The sequence below is a fragment of the Streptomyces sp. NPDC006925 genome, from assembly GCF_042869575.1.
GTDB lineage: Bacteria > Actinomycetota > Actinomycetes > Streptomycetales > Streptomycetaceae > Streptomyces.
The window spans coordinates 78,438-94,349 of sequence record NZ_JBIAGB010000012.1 but is presented as its reverse complement, the minus strand read 5'-3'; the positions used below and the strand labels follow the sequence as shown (position 1 = coordinate 94,349).

Annotated in this window: 15 protein-coding genes and 1 tRNA gene; 9 read left to right on the top strand and 7 right to left on the bottom strand. The window is 75.1% G+C overall.

What is annotated here, in order from left to right; all coding sequences use genetic code 11:
- Positions 1-10 precede the first annotated feature (10 nt).
- The 3 genes from ACFYNS_RS18160 to ACFYNS_RS18150 form a co-directional block, all read right to left on the bottom strand.
- Positions 11-457 (bottom strand): nuclear transport factor 2 family protein, encoded by a 447-nt coding sequence (locus ACFYNS_RS18160; protein WP_360299619.1) that lies wholly within the window; start codon positions 455-457, stop codon positions 11-13.
- Between the two features lie 279 nt (positions 458-736).
- Positions 737-2,164 carry a sensor histidine kinase gene (locus ACFYNS_RS18155; RefSeq protein WP_388603800.1) on the bottom strand — a complete coding sequence of 476 codons (1,428 nt, stop codon included), beginning with the start codon at positions 2,162-2,164 and terminating at the stop codon, positions 737-739.
- A gap of 13 nt (positions 2,165-2,177) precedes the next feature.
- On the bottom strand, positions 2,178-2,897 hold the full coding sequence (locus ACFYNS_RS18150) for a response regulator transcription factor (RefSeq protein ID WP_360299613.1): 720 nt from the start codon (positions 2,895-2,897) through the stop codon (positions 2,178-2,180).
- A gap of 44 nt (positions 2,898-2,941) precedes the next feature.
- On the opposite strand from ACFYNS_RS18150, the gene ACFYNS_RS18145 reads away from it, so the two are divergent.
- Positions 2,942-3,499: a hypothetical protein gene (locus tag ACFYNS_RS18145; protein ID WP_360299610.1), complete on the top strand. Its 558-nt coding sequence runs from the start codon at positions 2,942-2,944 to the stop codon at positions 3,497-3,499.
- Between the two features lie 334 nt (positions 3,500-3,833).
- On the opposite strand, the gene ACFYNS_RS18140 is transcribed toward ACFYNS_RS18145, so the two are convergent.
- Complete coding sequence (locus tag ACFYNS_RS18140; RefSeq protein ID WP_388603798.1) at positions 3,834-4,778, bottom strand: spermidine synthase; 945 nt, start codon at positions 4,776-4,778, stop codon at positions 3,834-3,836.
- 247 nt (positions 4,779-5,025) lie between these two features.
- On the opposite strand from ACFYNS_RS18140, the gene ACFYNS_RS18135 reads away from it, so the two are divergent.
- On the top strand, positions 5,026-5,478 hold the full coding sequence (locus tag ACFYNS_RS18135) for a hypothetical protein (RefSeq protein WP_388603795.1): 453 nt from the start codon (positions 5,026-5,028) through the stop codon (positions 5,476-5,478).
- 67 nt (positions 5,479-5,545) lie between these two features.
- On the opposite strand, the gene ACFYNS_RS18130 is transcribed toward ACFYNS_RS18135, so the two are convergent.
- Positions 5,546-5,959, bottom strand: coding sequence for a hypothetical protein (locus ACFYNS_RS18130; RefSeq protein ID WP_388603793.1), 414 nt, complete (start codon positions 5,957-5,959; stop codon positions 5,546-5,548).
- A 170-nt stretch (positions 5,960-6,129) separates the two neighbouring features.
- Here ACFYNS_RS18130 and ACFYNS_RS18125 point away from each other — a divergent pair, with 170 nt between their 5' ends.
- Positions 6,130-7,596: a tetratricopeptide repeat protein gene (locus tag ACFYNS_RS18125; RefSeq protein WP_388603792.1), complete on the top strand. Its 1,467-nt coding sequence runs from the start codon at positions 6,130-6,132 to the stop codon at positions 7,594-7,596.
- A gap of 189 nt (positions 7,597-7,785) precedes the next feature.
- Here the strand turns inward: ACFYNS_RS18125 and ACFYNS_RS18120 are convergent, their stop codons facing one another.
- Positions 7,786-8,379, bottom strand: a complete 594-nt coding sequence (locus ACFYNS_RS18120) for a histidine phosphatase family protein (RefSeq protein WP_388603790.1) — start codon at positions 8,377-8,379, stop codon at positions 7,786-7,788.
- Positions 8,380-8,536: 157 nt separating this feature from the next.
- Here ACFYNS_RS18120 and ACFYNS_RS18115 point away from each other — a divergent pair, with 157 nt between their 5' ends.
- The 6 genes from ACFYNS_RS18115 to ACFYNS_RS18090 all read left to right on the top strand — a co-directional run bounded on the left by ACFYNS_RS18115 (position 8,537) and on the right by ACFYNS_RS18090 (position 14,405).
- Entirely contained in the window at positions 8,537-9,766 is a 1,230-nt protein-coding gene (locus tag ACFYNS_RS18115) for a hypothetical protein (protein ID WP_388603788.1), read from the top strand.
- Complete coding sequence (locus ACFYNS_RS18110) at positions 9,766-11,301, top strand: hypothetical protein (RefSeq protein WP_388603786.1); 1,536 nt, start codon at positions 9,766-9,768, stop codon at positions 11,299-11,301. The genes ACFYNS_RS18115 and ACFYNS_RS18110 overlap by 1 nt, the downstream gene beginning before the upstream one ends.
- Before the next feature lie 5 nt (positions 11,302-11,306).
- Positions 11,307-12,713 carry an AAA domain-containing protein gene (locus ACFYNS_RS18105; protein ID WP_388603910.1) on the top strand — a complete coding sequence of 469 codons (1,407 nt, stop codon included), beginning with the start codon at positions 11,307-11,309 and terminating at the stop codon, positions 12,711-12,713.
- 105 nt (positions 12,714-12,818) lie between these two features.
- Positions 12,819-13,223: a hypothetical protein gene (locus tag ACFYNS_RS18100; RefSeq protein ID WP_360296505.1), complete on the top strand. Its 405-nt coding sequence runs from the start codon at positions 12,819-12,821 to the stop codon at positions 13,221-13,223.
- Positions 13,224-13,492: 269 nt separating this feature from the next.
- Positions 13,493-13,566: transfer RNA gene (locus tag ACFYNS_RS18095), tRNA-Lys, on the top strand.
- 206 nt (positions 13,567-13,772) lie between these two features.
- Positions 13,773-14,405: a MerR family transcriptional regulator gene (locus tag ACFYNS_RS18090; protein WP_360296502.1), complete on the top strand. Its 633-nt coding sequence runs from the start codon at positions 13,773-13,775 to the stop codon at positions 14,403-14,405.
- A 96-nt stretch (positions 14,406-14,501) separates the two neighbouring features.
- On the opposite strand, the gene ACFYNS_RS18085 is transcribed toward ACFYNS_RS18090, so the two are convergent.
- Positions 14,502-15,788: a M6 family metalloprotease domain-containing protein gene (locus ACFYNS_RS18085; RefSeq protein ID WP_360296500.1), complete on the bottom strand. Its 1,287-nt coding sequence runs from the start codon at positions 15,786-15,788 to the stop codon at positions 14,502-14,504.
- Positions 15,789-15,912: the final 124 nt, after the last annotated feature.

Sequence of the window (15,912 nt, the reverse complement as noted above, 5' to 3'; positions counted from 1 at the left end):
GGCGACCGGGTCAGACCAGGCCCAGGCCGGGGTCACCGGTGTAGGCGCGGGCGACGGCGAGGGAGTCCTCGTAGATGCGGAACGAGGTGATCAGTCCGTCCGCGGTCGTGAACCGGACGACGAGCTCGTCCTCCAGCACCTCTTGCGAGGGGTGGAAACGGAAGGTGAAGCGGCCGTTGACGAAGACCGCGCCGGCGGCGGCGTGGCTGTGCAGCACGTCGAACGCCAGCGGCTCGACGGCCTCGAACAGCGGGGCGTAGTACCCGTACCGCAGCGTCTCCCGCCCGCGGTGCGTCCCCACCCAGGGCACGATCTGCGCATCACCAGGAATGATCCAGACGGCCTCCTGGGCCACCAGACCCAGCAGCCGGTCCACGTCACGGTCGGCGAAGGCGGCCAGGTAGGCGTTGACAGCGGGGTCCTCGGTGGGCCCTTCGGCGAGTGCGTCACTGCTCATGGAGTCCAGCTCTCCTTCCGGCGGATGCGGTGCACCCCCACCCTCCCCCGGTCCTCGCCCTCCGCCCCGGCGGCGCACAGGAGCCGGGGTCTCCACCACCCGCGCACCGCAACCTGGCGCACGTCGCGCCTTGCCTCGCGCACGCGCGGTTCGGCCTCCGCGCACGCGCCTCCACGCACACGTCCTCGCGCTCGGCGCACACCGGGGGTCGGCACACACCGGCGTCGGCACCCACCGGGGTCGGCGCACGCGGGCGGCGGCTCCCGCGCACGCCCCGGCTCAGCGGCGGGCCGGGCGCCGGAGCCGACGGCGCACCCGGCGGCTCGTGCGAGAGCGCTGCCCGGCGCCGTTGCGCAACGCGAGCCACATCCGCACCTCGGTGCCGCCGAGCACCGAGCGACCCACCCGTACGTCGCCGCCGGTGGACTCTGCGACGCGGCGCACGATGTCCAGTCCGAGCCCCGTCGAGCCCGGGCCGCCGTCGCCGTGGCCGCGGCGCAGCGCCGCCTCCGGGTCGGGGATGCCGGGACCGGCGTCCGAGACCAGCACGATGACGGCGTCGCTGCCGGGGCCGCCGCTGTGCAGGTCGACGGAGAAGGCGGTCCCCTCGGCGGTGTGCCGGAAGACGTTGCCCAGCAGCGCGTCCACCGCCGCGGCGAGTTCAGCGCGGGCCACCGGCACCCGTACCGGGCGCTCGGCCCCCGCGACGCGCGCCTCCCGCCCCTCGTCCTCGGCCAGCGCCGACCAGAAGGCCATCCGTTCGCGGATCACCTCGGCCGCGTCCGAGGCGACCGCGTGCGGCGTGCCCGGCGACTGGGCGCGCTGTTCGCGGGCCGCCCCGATGATCCGGTCGACCTCCGCCTCCAACTGCGCGACGGCGGCCCGCGTCTGGTCGGCGGTGTCGCCCTCGCCGAGCGAGGCGGCGTTGAGCCGCAGCACGGTCAGCGGGGTGCGCAACCGGTGGGAGAGGTCGGCAGCCAACTCGCGCTCGTTGGCCAGCAGCTGGACGACCTGGTCGGCCATGGAGTTGAAGGCCGCCGCGGCCGACCGCAGTTCGGTCGGCCCCTCCTCGGGCACCCGCACGTCCAGGGCGCCTTCGCCCAGGTCGTGCGCGGCTCCGGCGAGCCGCTCGGCGGGCCGTACCATCCGGGTGCCGAGCCGGTCGGCGACCGCGACCGAACCGAGCACCAGTGCGACGCCGACCCCGGCGAGCATCATCCAGGAGGTGGCCACGCCCCGGGTGACCTCGTCGTCGGGGACGAACACCTCGACGACCGCGACCTCCCCGCCCGCCACGGCGATGGGCCGCAGCAGCGCGTACCCGCCCTCGACCTCGACGGTGGAGGCGCGGCCGAGCCGCCGCGCGGCGGTCAGCCGGTCCTGTGGCGCACGGCTGCGTCCGACGCGCAGCGCCTCCCCGCCGCCTCCGGAGGTGCCGCCCGCGGCATCGGACCCGGCGGTCCCGGCCGGTACGTGCACCGCGATCCGGCCCTCGGCCCCCGCCTGGGTGATGGCGACGGCGCGCTGGAGCGCGCGGCGGTCGCGGGTGAGGGCCAGCACCGGACCGACCGCCGACGCCTGCCGCTCGGCTCCCGCGAAGGCGCGGTCGCGGGCGGTCTCCTCGACCACCAGCGCCAGCGGCACCGCGAAGGCCACCACCACCATCACCGTCACGGCGAGGCAGACCTTCACCAACGCCCATCTCACGCGGGCCCGCCGCTCACCCGGGTCCGTCCCCGCCCTGCGGCGGTTCCAGCTTGACGCCGACACCGCGCAGCGTGTGCAGATAGCGCGGCCGGGCCGCCGTCTCCCCCAACTTCCGCCGCAGCCAGGAGAGGTGCACGTCGATCGTCTGGTCGTCCCCGTAGGACTGCTGCCACACCTCGGCCAGCAACTCCTTGCGCGGGACGACGACTCCGGGCCGCCCCGCCAGGAACGCGAGCAGGTCGAACTCCCGGCGGGTGAGGGCGAGTACCGCGCCGTCCAACTGGGCCATCCTGCGCAGCGGATCGACCACGAGCCCGCCCACCCGCAGCACACCGTCCCCGGCGCTCTCCCCGCTGCCGCCGAACTCCCCCGCGCGGGTGCGGCGCAGCACGGCCGCCATCCGGGCCGAGAGATGGGCCACCGAGAACGGCTTGACCAAGTAGTCGTCCGCGCCCGCGTGCAGCAGCCGGACGATCTCGGCCTCGTCGTCCCGCGCGGTGGCGATGATGACGGGCACATCCGTGATGCCGCGCAGCATCTTCAGGGCCTCCGCGCCGTCCAGATCCGGCAGTCCGAGATCGAGGACGACCACGTCGAAACCGACCTGCGCCACCTCGCGCAGGGCCTCCAGCGCCGTCCCCACGCTGCGGACCGCGTGCGCGGCCTCGGTGAGGTGCCGGATGAGGGCGGAGCGCACGAACTGGTCGTCCTCGACCACGAGCACACTTGCCATGGGCGGAACCGTACGACATTCCGACTGGCTCTACCCTGACGGGGATGCAGCGCCTGAGTCGACGTACCGGATCGCGCTGGCTACCCGTCGGTGCCTGGCTCCTGACCACCGGCGCCGCCACCGCGCTCTCCTGGTTCGGTGTCCACGCGGTGCTGGGCGACACCGCCTACGACAGTCCCGGGGCACTACCCGTCTCCGACGGGCCCACCGGCCGCGCCTCGCCCCGGGCCTCCTCCACCCACCGGCCCGAGCCGCGCCCCTCGTCCGCTTCGCCCACCCCCTCCGAAACCCCCGCCCCGAAGAAGCCGAGCACCCACGCGCCCTCCGCCTCCGCCTCCCACCCGGACGACGGCCCGCGCAGCCCGAGCAGGCGCCCCGCCGGCCAGGTCAGAGGCGTGACCGTACGCGGCGGCAGAGCTGTCTTCGACCTCAGCGGCGGCACCGGGACGCTGGTGTCCGCGACACCGGATCCCGGCTGGCAGATGAAGGTCTGGCACGCGCCGGGCTACATCCGGGTGACGTTCACCGACGGCGCCTCGTCCTCCTCGGTCTTCTGCCGCTGGGACGAGGCGGCGCCCCGCGTGGAGACTTTCGCGGGCTGACCGTCCGCGGCAACGGCGAGCCCGGGCCGCCGTTGGACCGGGAATACCGGAATTTGGCATTTCACTTTTCGGGTGAGGTGGACGTTTCAGCTTTCGAGGGTCCGGGTTTCGGGTTTCCGGTTTCGGGTACCGGGTTCGGGTTTTCCCTTCGACCGGGGCTCGGATTTGCCCGCGGATCACCCCACGGGTTCGGATCGCCGGTTCGGCCGCAGGTTCCGGCTTCGCTCCTCCCACCTCCGCGCACCTCGTGCGCCCCTTTTCGCGCCCTCGCTCCGGGCGGCAACGGGAGGCCGCGGGATTCGGGTACCGGCGTACCGGCGTACCGGCGCACCCGCTACCCGAAGGTGCCCTCCGGCGGTGGCGGGGACGCCGTTGCCGTCGCGTCGGTCACCACCGCGGCACCGGCGGTGAAGGCGTCCAGGGAGCGCCCGGCCTCCACCCGGCCGGGGTGCGGATCGCCCGCCGTGCGCCGGGTCAGTTCGGCGACGGGCAACTCGTCCGCGGCGGCCAGCAGCACCCCGTTGCCGAACCTGCGGCCACGCAGCACCGCGGGATCGGCGAGCAGGCAGCGCTGCGGGAAGACGGCAGCCGCCGTGGCGATCTGGGCCCGCAGGTGGCGCAGCGGTGCACCATCCACGATGTTCGCCGCGTACCACCCGGCGGGGCGCAGCACCCTCCGCACCTCGTGCAGGAATTCCACGCTGGTGAGGTGCGCGGGGGTGCGGGCGCCGCCGAAGACGTCGGCGATGACGAGATCCGCCCACGCCTCGGGCAGCTTCCGCAGGGCGGCGCGCGCGTCGCCGCTCCGCACCCGGATACGCCGGCCCGGCTCCAGCGGAAGGTGCTCGCGCACCAGCCGGGTCAGCGCCTCGTCCACCTCCACAGCCTGCTGGATGGAGCGCGGCCGGGTGGCGGCGGTGTACCGCGCCAGCGTGAGCGCCCCGCCTCCCAGGTGCAGCACCTGGACCGGGCGGCCGGGCGGCGCGAGGAGGTCCACCACGTGCCCGAGCCTCCTCTGGTACTCGAAGCCGAGGTGGGTGGGGTCGGCGAGGTCGACGTACGACTGCGGGGCCCCGTCCAGCAGCAGGGACCAGGCGTGCGGCCGGTCGGGGTCGGGCACCAGCGCCGCCGCCCCGCCGTCCACCTGCGCGCGGACGACGTCGCCGCCCCGCTCCCTGCCCCGCGGTTCGGAGCGCTGTCCGGAGCGCTGTCCGGCATGCCCCTTGTCGCCCGCCCTGCCGCGCTCGTCGGCGCGCCGCCGTGCCGTACCCCGTGCCATGCAGCCATTGTCCGACACTCTTCCCAGGTAACCCACACGAGCGTTTTCCCGATGGTGTCGCGCGCCTGTCCGGGATCGTTCCCCCTCGTCCCGTAGGGTGCGGCGGCCCAACTCCCGCCGGATGACGACAATACGAAAAGTGCGGAATTCTTGCTTTCACCTTTGACCGTCCTTGATTCTCTCTTTTGTCGCTCCGAAATCGAGCGATCGGCTCTGTCAGCCGTGCGACTGAGAAAAGAGGAAAGGAATGAAAGTTCGGAATTCCCTGGCTTCGCTGGGCATGAGCGCGGTACTCGCGCTCGGAATCGGCGGCGCGGTGGCACCCGCCGCGGCGGCCGCGGCACCCGCCGCCATCGCGCCCGGCGCCCCCGCGGCCGGTGCTCCGGCACCCGGGGTGGCGGCGAACGCCGACTACACGAGCAAGGACCTCAAGACCGGCGGGACCCGGACCGGCAAGGCGTCGCCGGCCGGCCGATTCGGCCAGGCCCTGCCTCCGGCGCGGGCCTCCCTGCGCTGCTGGAGCCCCTACCTCTCCGGGCGGGTCTTCGCGATCTCCTGCTCCGGGTCGGCGTACCGGGTCTTCGTCGACTGCTCGAACCGGGTCCGCTACGTCACGCCCGTCCTGTCGGGCAGCAAGCGCGTGACGCTGGTCTGCCCGGCCGGCACCCGGGCACTGCGCGGCGGCGCCTACGGGCGCTGATCCCGCGGAGCACAGTGGGCTGCCGAGCGTTCCGGGGCGGGGCGCTGGGCAGCCCTTCGGCGCGCCGCTACCCGCGCCCGGCGGCGGCGATGGTGCGGGCCGCCTCGCCGAGAGCGGCGCGGAGTTCGGCGGGCTCGGTGGCGTGCGCGTAGGCGCCCTCCGGGGGCACCAGCCAGCCGGTTCCGGCCACCGGAGGCTCGCCCGACGCGCCGCGCGCCCCGGGTCCGTACCCCTCGGCTGTCGGCACGGCGGTCCGGGTGCAGGCGCTGCCCGGCAGGTCCCAGCAGTCCGCGGTGCCGGGCGGGACGAGGAAGCCGAGGGTGTCCCCGGCGCGGTCGTGCAGCACCGGACCGACACCGTCGCGGAGCCTGAGGATGTCCACGGCCTCGAGCCCGTGCCGGGCGGGCACGGTCACCAGGTCGCAGGGGCCGGGAACGCACCGGGCCGCCCGCGCGTCACTGCCTACGCCAGTGTCCAACAACTCAGACGCCTCCTCGCGGTCGTTGTGCCACGTTCAACGGCTGTCTTTGTCAACGGCTACGGCAGCGAACCAGCGCATTGGATGGCACTTCATGGCAGAAGCAGGGTGAGATATCCCGTTTGTAGCCAAACACTGGGTGCCCGCACCGTCACAGCCGGTACGTTTCAGCCATGGCGTCGCCACCCTCAACGTCACCAGCACCGCAGCATCGCCCCAACACCGCTTTCCGGGCGCTGAGGGGGCATCTCTCCCCGGGGGAGTTCGCGGCGGCCGTGCGCCGCGCGGCCCGCGAGATCGGCGAGCAGGTCTCCTGCGACGCGCGCTACATCGGCCGCGTGGAGTCCGGGGAGATCAGATGCCCCAACTACGCCTACGAGCGGGTGTTCCTGCACATGTTTCCGGGCTGTTCGCTGACGGACATGGGCTTCGCACCCCGCGAGGCGGTGCGCGGTCGTGCAGCGCGCACTCGCAGGGCGCACATGAATGAGCGTGCGCCTCTGCAACCCACCACGCGCCGCAACGATTCCACCCACTCGCCACACCCCCCATTCACCATCCGTTCCGACAGCCCTGGTTTCACCGCATTCCTCAACTGTCCCGAGTACGACGAGGAGAGCGACGTGCTACGTCGCGCTTTCATGACCGGCGGTCCCGCCGCCCTTGCCACCACCTCCCTGGGCGGTACCGCGCCCAGCGCCCGGGCGGCCCACCCCGCACCCCCGGCGGCCCCCGCGCACGCGCACGTGGGGGACGCCGAGGCCGGTGCCGTCGAGGACGCCGTGCGCCGGATCCGGCTGCTCGACGACCGGCACGGCGGCACCCGGCTCTACCGCCGGGCCATCGGCTCGCTGCAGGCCGCGTACGGCATGCTGGACGCGGGCACCCACCGCCAGTCCATCACCGACAGGCTGCACGCCGGGGCGGGCGAACTGGCCATCTCCGTGGGCTGGCTGGCCCACGACTCCGGCCGCTACAGCGACGCCCGCTCGCACTACGGGGAGGCCCTGGCCACCGCGCGGGTCGCCCAGGACCCGGCGCTGGAGGCGCACGCGTTCTGCAACACCGCCTTCCTCGCCCGGGACGCGGGCCGCCCACGGGAGGCCGTACGCGCCGCGCAGGCGGGCCGGCAGGCCGCCGAGAGCCTCGGCTCGCACCATCTGCTGTCACTGCTCGCGCTGCGCGAGGCCGGGGGCTGGTCCGGCCTGGGCGACCGGGCGGGCTGCCAACAGGCGCTGGCCCGGGCCCGCCGCCTGTTCGCCAAGGGCACCTGTGAGAGCGACCCCGAGTGGATGACCTTCTTCGGAGAGGCGGAGTTGGAGGGACTGGAGGCGCAGTGCTGGTCGGCGCTGGGCATGTGGGACCGCGCCGCGGAGCACGCCGCCCGGGCGGTACAGCTCCAGGACCCGCACTTCACCCGCAACCGCGCACTGTTCACCGCCGAACTCGCGGGCGATCTGGCCGCGCTGGGCCAGGCGGAGGAGGCGGCGGCCGCCGGATCGCAGGTACTGGACTTCCTCGGTCGCGTCCAGTCCACCCGGATCAGCGCCATGCTGGAGGCGGCGGCCGAACGGCTCACCGCCTTCCGCGGGGAGCCCGCGGTGGCCGCCTTCCTCGACCGCCGGGCGGCGACGGCCTGACGGCCCGGCTCCGGGCGGTGCGCGGCGCCGCCGGTGGCCGGCACCGCGCAGAGCCGCATGCAGCCGCCACCGCGCACCGTCCGCGGAACGCCACCACTCCCCCGCCCTCGCCCGCTCTCGCCGGGCCCCGGGCCCGGCGCGCTCCGCGCGGGCCCGGGAGCCGAGGGGACAGCGGGCGCAGCGGGTCGGTCAGTCCAGGTGGCCGGTGTCGTTCCAGCGCTCGACGGCGGGATCGCCGTAGGCCCAGCCGAGGATCGAGAGCGAGGCGGGGTCCAGCTTGAGGCGGGCCGCGAACGACGGGTCGTAGCCCAGCCAGCGGGCCCCCAGCACGCGCAGGATGTGGCCGTGCGCGAAGACCAGCACGTCGCGGTCGGCCGAGCGCGCCCAGCGCACCACCTCGTCAGCGCGCGCTACGACCTCGGCCAGCGTCTCGCCGCCGGTCACGCCGTCCCGCCAGATGAACCAGTCATCCCCGGCGCGCTCCCGGATCTGCGGCGGGGTGAGGCCCTCGTAGTCGCCGTAGTCCCACTCCATCAGCGCGTCCCACGGCTGCGCCTGGGGGAAGCCCGCCAGCTCGCAGGTCTCGCTGGCGCGCACCAGCGGGCTGGTGCGCACCTCGGCATCGGGCAGCCCGTTCCAGGGCACCCGGTGCAGCCGCTCGCCCAGCAGCTTCGCCATCCGGCGCCCCTCGTCCAGCAGCGGGACGTCCGTGCGGCCGGTGTGCTGCCCGGACACCGACCATGCGGTCTGACCGTGCCGGACGAGGAGGATGCGCGCTGCCATGGAGACCTCTCGGACGTGCTTCTCGGTGCTCCGGTCTGTCCGGAAACCACCCCTCCATCTTCACTCAGTCCCCGCGGAAACGACCGGGCGGGGGCGCGTTGTCAGCGCAGGATGCGAGACTTCGCCGGGTACCGCACCCTCCCCCGAGGTCACGCCGATGACTCGCTCCTCGCCACCGAAGCAGACCCCGCCGCAGGGCGCCGAACCGACGGGCCGGCAGGCCACGCCGCAGCGGCTCGCCGAGCTGCGCGGCGGGCCCGACGTGCCGCAGCGCCCGCTGGACGCGCGGGCACTGTCCGCGCTCGCCGCCAACCCCGGCTGCCGGCGCCGTGCGCTGCTGGACGGCGCGGGTGTGGACAAGAGCGCGGTGGCCCAGGCCCTCGGCGCGCCCGCGCCGTTCGGGCAGTCGCAGTTCGCACTGGTCCGCGGCAACGCGTTCGAGGCGCGGGTGAAGGCGGACGGCGGCCAGGTGCTGCTCGAACTGCTGTGCAGTCACCTCGGTGCGGAGCGACCGGATCCGGCCGAGATCACCGTGCCGGAACTGGGCGCCGACGGTCCGGCCTCCCGCGCCTTCCGCACCCGCGAGGCGCTCGCCGCGGCGGAGGACGGGAGCTGGGCGCTGCTGGACCACCCGCTGCTCTCGCTCCAGGTGGCGGGCTCCACCGCCTATCTGGAACCGGACGCGCTGGCCGTCCACCCGGACGGCACGGTGTCGATCATCGAGATCAAGTCCTTCCCGATCCTGGACGGAGCGGCCGATCCGGTGAAGGCGGGCGCCGCGGCCCGGCAGGCGGCGGTCTACGCGCTTGCGCTGGAGGACCTGCGCCCGGTGCGTGAGCAGGCGCTGCTGGTGTGCCCGAAGGACTTCTCCAACCTGCCCACCGGCGGCCTGCTGCCGCTGCGCAAGCAGATCGCCGCCACCCGGCGCCAGCTGAGGCGGCTGACCGGGCTGGAGGAGATCGCCGCCGAACTGCCCGCGGGTGCCCACTTCGCCCCGGCCCAGGAGCCCGGCGCACTGGCGGCGGCCGTCGAGGCGGTGCCCGCCGCGTACGCACCCGAGTGCCTGTCCACCTGCGAGCTGGCGTTCCACTGCCGGGAGCGGGCCCGCCGGGGCGGCGAGGTGGTCGCGCTGGGCCGCTCGGTACGGGGCGAGCTGGGCGGCCTGGGGACGGTGACGGAGGTGCTCGCGGCGGCCTCCGGTGACCCGGCGGACCCCGCGCCGGATCCGGCGGCGGCGCTGCTGCGCAGGGCGGCGGCGCTGCGGGCCGAGGCGCTGTCGGCCGCGCAGTCGGCGGGCGCGTCCGAGGCGTGCGGCGGCGGTGTAGCGGCTGCCGACCCCGGCGGGCGGGTACCCGCGCCCGCCGCGCCGCGGACGGAGGCGCGCTGATGTCGCTGCTGAGCGCGCTGGCGCGGATGGAGGCCGCCGCGAGCGGCCGCGCGCGGCCGGTGGCGACCGTACGCCACCGGCATCTGGCCGAACGCCCCCTCGTTCTCGTCCCGTTGACGACCGCAGGTGAGAACGGCGCGCCGCTGGGGGTGATGCTGGGCACCGAGCGGGCGGCGCCCGAGGTGTTCACCGTGGCGCAGCCGCGCGACCGCGATCTGCGGTTCGCCTTCCTGGGGCGGCTGGCGGAGGCGATGCTGCCGCATCTGGAGTCCTGCCAGGACGAGGTGGAGCTGGTCGAGCGCAAGGAAGCCGACCCGGAGACCGGAAAGCGGGTCACCGTCGAGGCGGAGCTGTGCGCCGACGCGCCGCAGCTGCTGGTGCCCACCGGCCCCGGCGTGGATTTCGTGCGGCTGCTGGGGCGCTCGATGCGGTTCCGGCGCACCGCCGAGGAGGATCCGGAGACCGAGCATCCGGCGCCGCCCCGGGTGCCGCTGCTGGGGCGCTGGCTGACGCACTACGGCGAGCGCGCCCGGGTGCCGGGTTCCTCGCTGCTGCTGCCGATGACGGGGCTGCTGTCCCGGCACTGGGCCACCGGGCAGAGCCAGTTGGAGGACCAGCACCTGGGCGCGCTGCTGGCCTGGCTGGCGCCGCCGGACGGGCTCGGCGCAGCCGAGGCGGCGCTCCGGGCCGAGCTGGGCCGGGACGGGCGCGGGCAGCTCCTGGTGCCGCCCGCCGGGCCGGCGACCGACCCGGCGTTCGACAACGAGCTGCTGGCCCCGGCGCTCGCGCGGCACGACCGCGGGGTGCCCGGCGCCGCCCAGGAGGTGCACGACCTGGTCGCGGGGCAGCTCAGCCCCACCTGGGAGACCATGTGGCAGGGCGTCGACCTGCTGCGGACGCTGCCCGACGCCGCGCATCTGCCCGACAGGTGGCGCCGCGACCGGCAGTCCTACACCCACCACCGGGACCGGCTGCGGGCCGGCGAGCCGCCGCAGCCGCGCCGGGACGACGCGGTGACGGCCGCCCGCAAGCTCGCCATGCGCGAGCAGCGGCAGGCGGAGCTGGACGCGCAGGAGGCGCTGGACGACCCGCTGGTGATGGCCGTGCGGCGACTGGCGGGCGAGGCCTTCCAGGCCGAGGTGCTGGAGGTCGAGATGGCGTACTCGGACGGCAGGCGCCCCTCGCCCCGCCCGCTGGTCACGGTGCACACCCCGGACGCGCCGCTGCTGTCCGACGGGGACAAGCTGCACCGCCGGCTGCCCGCCGGCACTCAGCAGCGGGCCGAGCTGGCGGAGCTGGCGGGGCCCGGGGAGTTCGTACTGCGGCTGGTCAGCGGGATGGGCCGGGGCAAGGAGCCGGCGCCGGGCACGGTGCCGGAGAAGGGCGATCTGATGTGCTGGACGGTCTTCGAGCACGCGCCGCGGGGCGGGCCCGGGCTGCCGGAGCCGGAGGAGACGCCCTGGACGCACGGGGGTCCGCCGGGTGACCGGGTCGCGGAGCGGCCCGACCCGGTGACCGCGGAGGACGTGCTGTGACGGCGCTGGTGGAGCAGCCGGGCCGTCCGCGGCAGGCGGCGGACGCGGTCGCGGAGGGCGCGGCCGACCCGGGCCGGGCCGCCGCCGCGGCCACCGAGGCGATCCTGGCCGACACGCTGGGGGGCGCGCACCGGGGGGTGGTGGTGAACTCGCCGCCCGGCGCGGGCAAGTCCACCCTCGTGGTGCGGGCGGCGCGCGAGCTGGCCGCGGCCGGGCATCCGCTGATGGTCGTCGCGCAGACCAACGCGCAGGTGGACGACCTGGTGGACCGGCTGGCGACGGCCGACCCGGAGCTGCCGGTGGGACGGCTGCACAGCAGTGAGCCCAAGCCCTACGACCCGATGCTGGACCGGCACCCCTCGGTGCGGCCCTCCGCAAAGCCCGCGGATCTGGCCGGGCTGGAGGTGGTCGTCTCCACCGCGGCGAAGTGGGCGTGGGTGGCGCCTGAGGAGCCGTGGCGGTACGCGATCGTCGACGAGGCGTACCAGATGCGTTCGGACGCGCTGCTGGCCGTGGCCGGGCTGTTCGAGCGGGCGCTGTTCGTGGGCGATCCGGGGCAGCTCGATCCGTTCAGCCAGGTCGGGGTCGAGCAGTGGGCGGGCCAGGCGCACGACCCTTCCGCCGGTGCGGTCGGCACGCTGCTGGCGCACAACCCCGGGCTGCCGCAGCACCGGCTGCCGGTCTCCTGGCGGCTGCCCGCCTCGGCCGCCGAGCTGGTGTCGGACGCGTTCTACCCGTACACGCCGTTCCGCAGCGGGACCGGACCCGGCGAGCGGCGGCTCGCCTTCACCGAGCCGGCCGACGGCTCGCCGCTGGACGCGGTGCTGGACGAGGCCGCCGGGGCCGGTTGGGGCCTGCTGGAGCTGCCTGCGGCCCGTACGCCCCGGACGGATCCGGAGGCCGTCGCGGCGGTCGCGCGGCTGGTGCACCGGATGCTGGAGCGGGAGGGCCGCACCCGCGGCGAGAAGCACGGCGACGGCGACCCGGGCTCGCCGCTGTCCGCCGACCGGATCGCGGTGGGCACGGCGCACCGGGACCAGGCGGCGGCGGTCCGGGCGGCGCTGGCGGCGCCGGGCGGGGTGGCCGGGGGCGACGCCGCGGCGCGGGTCACCGTCGACACGGCCAACCGGCTCCAGGGGCGGGAGTTCGACGTCACCGTCGTACTGCACCCGCTGTCCGGGCGGCCGGACGCGACCGACTTCCATCTGGAGACGGGACGGCTGTGCGTGCTGGCGTCGCGGCACCGGCACGCGTGCGTGGTGGTGTGCCGGGCGGGTGTCGCCGCGCTGCTGGACGACCATCCGGCGACCGAACCGGTGCAGCTCGGCGCCGCGGCGCCCGCTCCGGACGGCTGGGAGGCCCATCAGGCGGTGCTGGCGCACCTGGCCCGGCACCGGGTGCGGGAGGAGTGACCGCGCGGGCCCCGGTGCGCCGGAGCGGCCGCTTCCGCGGGCCGTGCGGGGGCGGGGGTGCGGAGCGCACAATGGAGGGCGGCCCACCACCTTGGAGGTATGTACATGGCTGAGCCGCACTCGGCTCCGGACCCCTCGCGCTCGTCCGGCGGGGGGAGCGGGGGCGGTCCGCTGCACCGCCGACCGGCACCGCTGCTGTTCGAGCCGGCCGAGGCGGCGCCCGACGACGAGCACTTCTTCGGCCTGGAGTCGCTCACCGATCCCAAGGAGCTGCTGGACCGGGCGACGGAGCTGGTGCACGCGTTCCGTGCGGCCGCCGACCGGGCGCAGGAGTACCAGGCGTCGGCGGCCGCGCAGCTCGCCGACCCCAAGCGCTTCGACAAGCTGCCGGACGAGGCGATCGCGGACCGGGGCGGCTGGAGCGAGGAGTACGCCCGAAAGATGATCCAGTTCGGCCAGGATCTGCTGCGGGACCGGGTGCCGGGCACCCGGCCGCCCGGTCGGCAGTGAGCCTTCCCGGCGATGTGCCGGGGACGCGCGAGGGGCGTCGGCGGACCGTCGGCGGCCGGGGAACGGCTGTCCGGGCGGTGCGACCGGTTGTGTGCCTCGGCCGGGCGGCCCCTTCCGTCCCGGGCCCCCTCCCGGGCCCCCGTCCCGAGTCCCCTCCCGGGCCCCCGTCGGGGCCTCCGGTCCCGGGCGCCGCAGGTCGGGAAGGGGGCGTGCGGAATATCGATTTTCGCTTCACCGGATCGTGGTGCTAAGGTCTACGACGTCAGCAGGCGCCGCTAGCTCAGTTGGTTAGAGCAGCTGACTCTTAATCAGCGGGTCCGGGGTTCGAGTCCCTGGCGGCGCACAGACAGTCGAAGGCCCCTCGCGGAAGCGGGGGGCCTTCGACGTGCATGCAGTCGGCCCGGCACCGGCAGGCCCGGGACCGGACACCGCGGACAGCGAGCAGCTCCGCCGCGGACAGCGAGCAGCCCCACTCCCGATAGTTGGACTATCTATCAAGGGTGGGAGAAGGTGCACATGGCCCCCGTGCAGAGCGGAGAAGGGAAACCGATGCGCATTGCGGAGCTGAGTCGACTCAGCGGAGTGCCCGCACCGACGATCAAGTACTACGTACGGGAGTCGCTGCTGGCGCCCGGCGAGCGCACCGGTCGCAACCAGGCGCGGTACGACGAGCAGCACGTGACCAGGCTGCGCCTCATCCGCGCCCTGCTGGAGGTGGGCGGGCTCTCGGTCGCCGCCGCCCGCGATGTCGTCGCCGCGCTCGACAGCCCGCAGAGCGGCCGCCGCAAGGTGCTGGGCGCCGCCCGGCAGACCGTCCCGGCCGCCCGGACGGGGCCGGCCCACCCCGAGGAGCCGGGACAGCGCGAGGCGCTCGCCGAGATCCGGGCCCTGGTCGCACGACAGGGCTGGCAGGTCGAGGAGCACGCTCCGGCCCTGGCCGCCGCGGCGCGGGTGCTGGGCGCGCTGCGGAGGCTGGGCCAGGACGACTTCGCCGACCAGCTCGACACCTACGCGCGCGCCGCGGACGCCGTGGCCGCCACCGATCTGGAGATCGTCCGGAAGCGCCCGGACGCCGACGCGATGGCCGAGGCGGTGATCCTGGGCAACATCCTGGGCGACGCGCTGCTGGCCGCGCTGCGCCGGCTCGCCCAGGCGCACCGGTCGGCCGAGCTGTGCGACTGACCCGCGGGCCCCGGCGCCCGAAGTGCCGCCGCCGTCCGGCCCCGGGCGGCCCGCTCCCCGCCCACCGGCCCCGGGCCGCCCGCAGCGCGCGGCTCGTCACTCCCTGACCACGCGCAGTTCCCAGTCGCCGTCCGGGGTGCGTGCGGTGACCTCGACACGGAGGGCGTCCCGGGGGTCGGACCAGCTCTCGCCCACGCCGAGCGGCGCGTCGGCGAGCTGGCTGTGCACGGAGGTCTCGCGGCAGCGGGATGTCCCCGGATGGCCGTCGACGACCTCCACGGGGCCGTGTGTGGAGGGGGTGTCACTGCTCACCCGGTAGATCAGCAGCCCCTCGGAGCAGGCCCCCGCGTCGTTGCCCGCGCGCTCGCGGATCTCCATGACCAGGGCCCGGTGCGCGCCGGTCCGCAGGACGAGGAGCCGGACTCCGTCCGCGCCCGTCGCCGGGTCCACGTGCTCGGGTGCGGTCGGCGCCCCGGCCGCAGCCGGGCGGCGCACCTCGTGGCGGGCCCGCGCGCGGTGCGCGGGGGCCGTCAGGGGCCGCAGGGTGTAGCGGGTCCGGGGCGACTCCGCGTGGGCCTGCTGCCGGGCCGCGTCGCCGGTCGTCGGGATGCAGGCCACGTTGGACCGGCCCAGCCAGCCGAGCTTCCACTTGTGCCAGCCGAACGGCTCGGGCGCGAGTCCGAACTGGCTTCCCATCAGGTCCCAGTCCCCGACCCTGGTGTCCCAGTCCGCCTTGCCGTCGGCGGGGCGCTGGTAGAGGTCGGGCAGATCGAAGAGGTGCCCGGTCTCGTGGGCCAGGACATTGCGGTCGGGTGGACTCTGTTCGAACACGGTGACGATGCGGTCGAGCTCCACCCCGTCCGCGTGCAGCGGCTCATTGAGGTTGACCACTTTTGTCGCATCGGGATCCACTCCCGGGGCGTCCGGGTCTGCGATCAGGTAGACGACGTCGTAGCGGCCGAAGTCCACCCGTGGGTCGGCCGCGGCAACGGCGTCGCGGAGGTAGGAGCTGCGCAGGTCAGCGCGCCAGTCCCGCTGTATGTCGTACTCCGCCGCGGGGCGGGGCATCCGGATCCAGCGGTCGATCGGACGCGGTCGCAAGCGGAACTTTCCGTAACTCGCCCGCTTGAAAAAGTCTGATGTAGCAGGGAAATGGTCATTCACAAGCTCGCGAGGGGTGGCCATCGGGGTCGCATCGGGGAAAGAGAGAAAGAGAAGGGCGGCGTCGAGCGTCCCCTCGGGGCGCGGATAGGAGGCGTTCCAGGTGTCCAGACCCAGCGAGTGGTGCGCATCCGTGCGCGGCAGGGCGCACGGCATGCCCACCGCGACGGCCTGCACGGGCCCGGCCACGAGACCGACCCCCATGAAGGCGGTCAGCGCCATGAGCACGGCTCCCACCCGGTGCCGGACACCGGGCCTCAGGGAGTCCGCGCCGCGCCCGGGACGGCGCGGAGCCACTCCGTCGGGTACAGACGCACGCGCCACGCGAAGACCTCACCGGAAGAGG

Coding starts and splice junctions, on each gene's coding strand:
- ACFYNS_RS18160 (WP_360299619.1), bottom strand. CDS start 457: ATGAGCAGTGACGCACTCGCCGAAGGGCCCACCGAGGACCCCGCTGTC.
- ACFYNS_RS18150 (WP_360299613.1), bottom strand. CDS start 2,897: ATGGCAAGTGTGCTCGTGGTCGAGGACGACCAGTTCGTGCGCTCCGCC.
- ACFYNS_RS18145 (WP_360299610.1), top strand. CDS start 2,942: ATGCAGCGCCTGAGTCGACGTACCGGATCGCGCTGGCTACCCGTCGGT.
- ACFYNS_RS18140 (WP_388603798.1), bottom strand. CDS start 4,778: ATGGCACGGGGTACGGCACGGCGGCGCGCCGACGAGCGCGGCAGGGCG.
- ACFYNS_RS18135 (WP_388603795.1), top strand. CDS start 5,026: ATGAAAGTTCGGAATTCCCTGGCTTCGCTGGGCATGAGCGCGGTACTC.
- ACFYNS_RS18125 (WP_388603792.1), top strand. CDS start 6,130: ATGGCGTCGCCACCCTCAACGTCACCAGCACCGCAGCATCGCCCCAAC.
- ACFYNS_RS18120 (WP_388603790.1), bottom strand. CDS start 8,379: ATGGCAGCGCGCATCCTCCTCGTCCGGCACGGTCAGACCGCATGGTCG.
- ACFYNS_RS18115 (WP_388603788.1), top strand. CDS start 8,537: ATGACTCGCTCCTCGCCACCGAAGCAGACCCCGCCGCAGGGCGCCGAA.
- ACFYNS_RS18110 (WP_388603786.1), top strand. CDS start 9,766: ATGTCGCTGCTGAGCGCGCTGGCGCGGATGGAGGCCGCCGCGAGCGGC.
- ACFYNS_RS18100 (WP_360296505.1), top strand. CDS start 12,819: ATGGCTGAGCCGCACTCGGCTCCGGACCCCTCGCGCTCGTCCGGCGGG.
- ACFYNS_RS18090 (WP_360296502.1), top strand. CDS start 13,773: ATGCGCATTGCGGAGCTGAGTCGACTCAGCGGAGTGCCCGCACCGACG.
- ACFYNS_RS18085 (WP_360296500.1), bottom strand. CDS start 15,788: ATGGCGCTGACCGCCTTCATGGGGGTCGGTCTCGTGGCCGGGCCCGTG.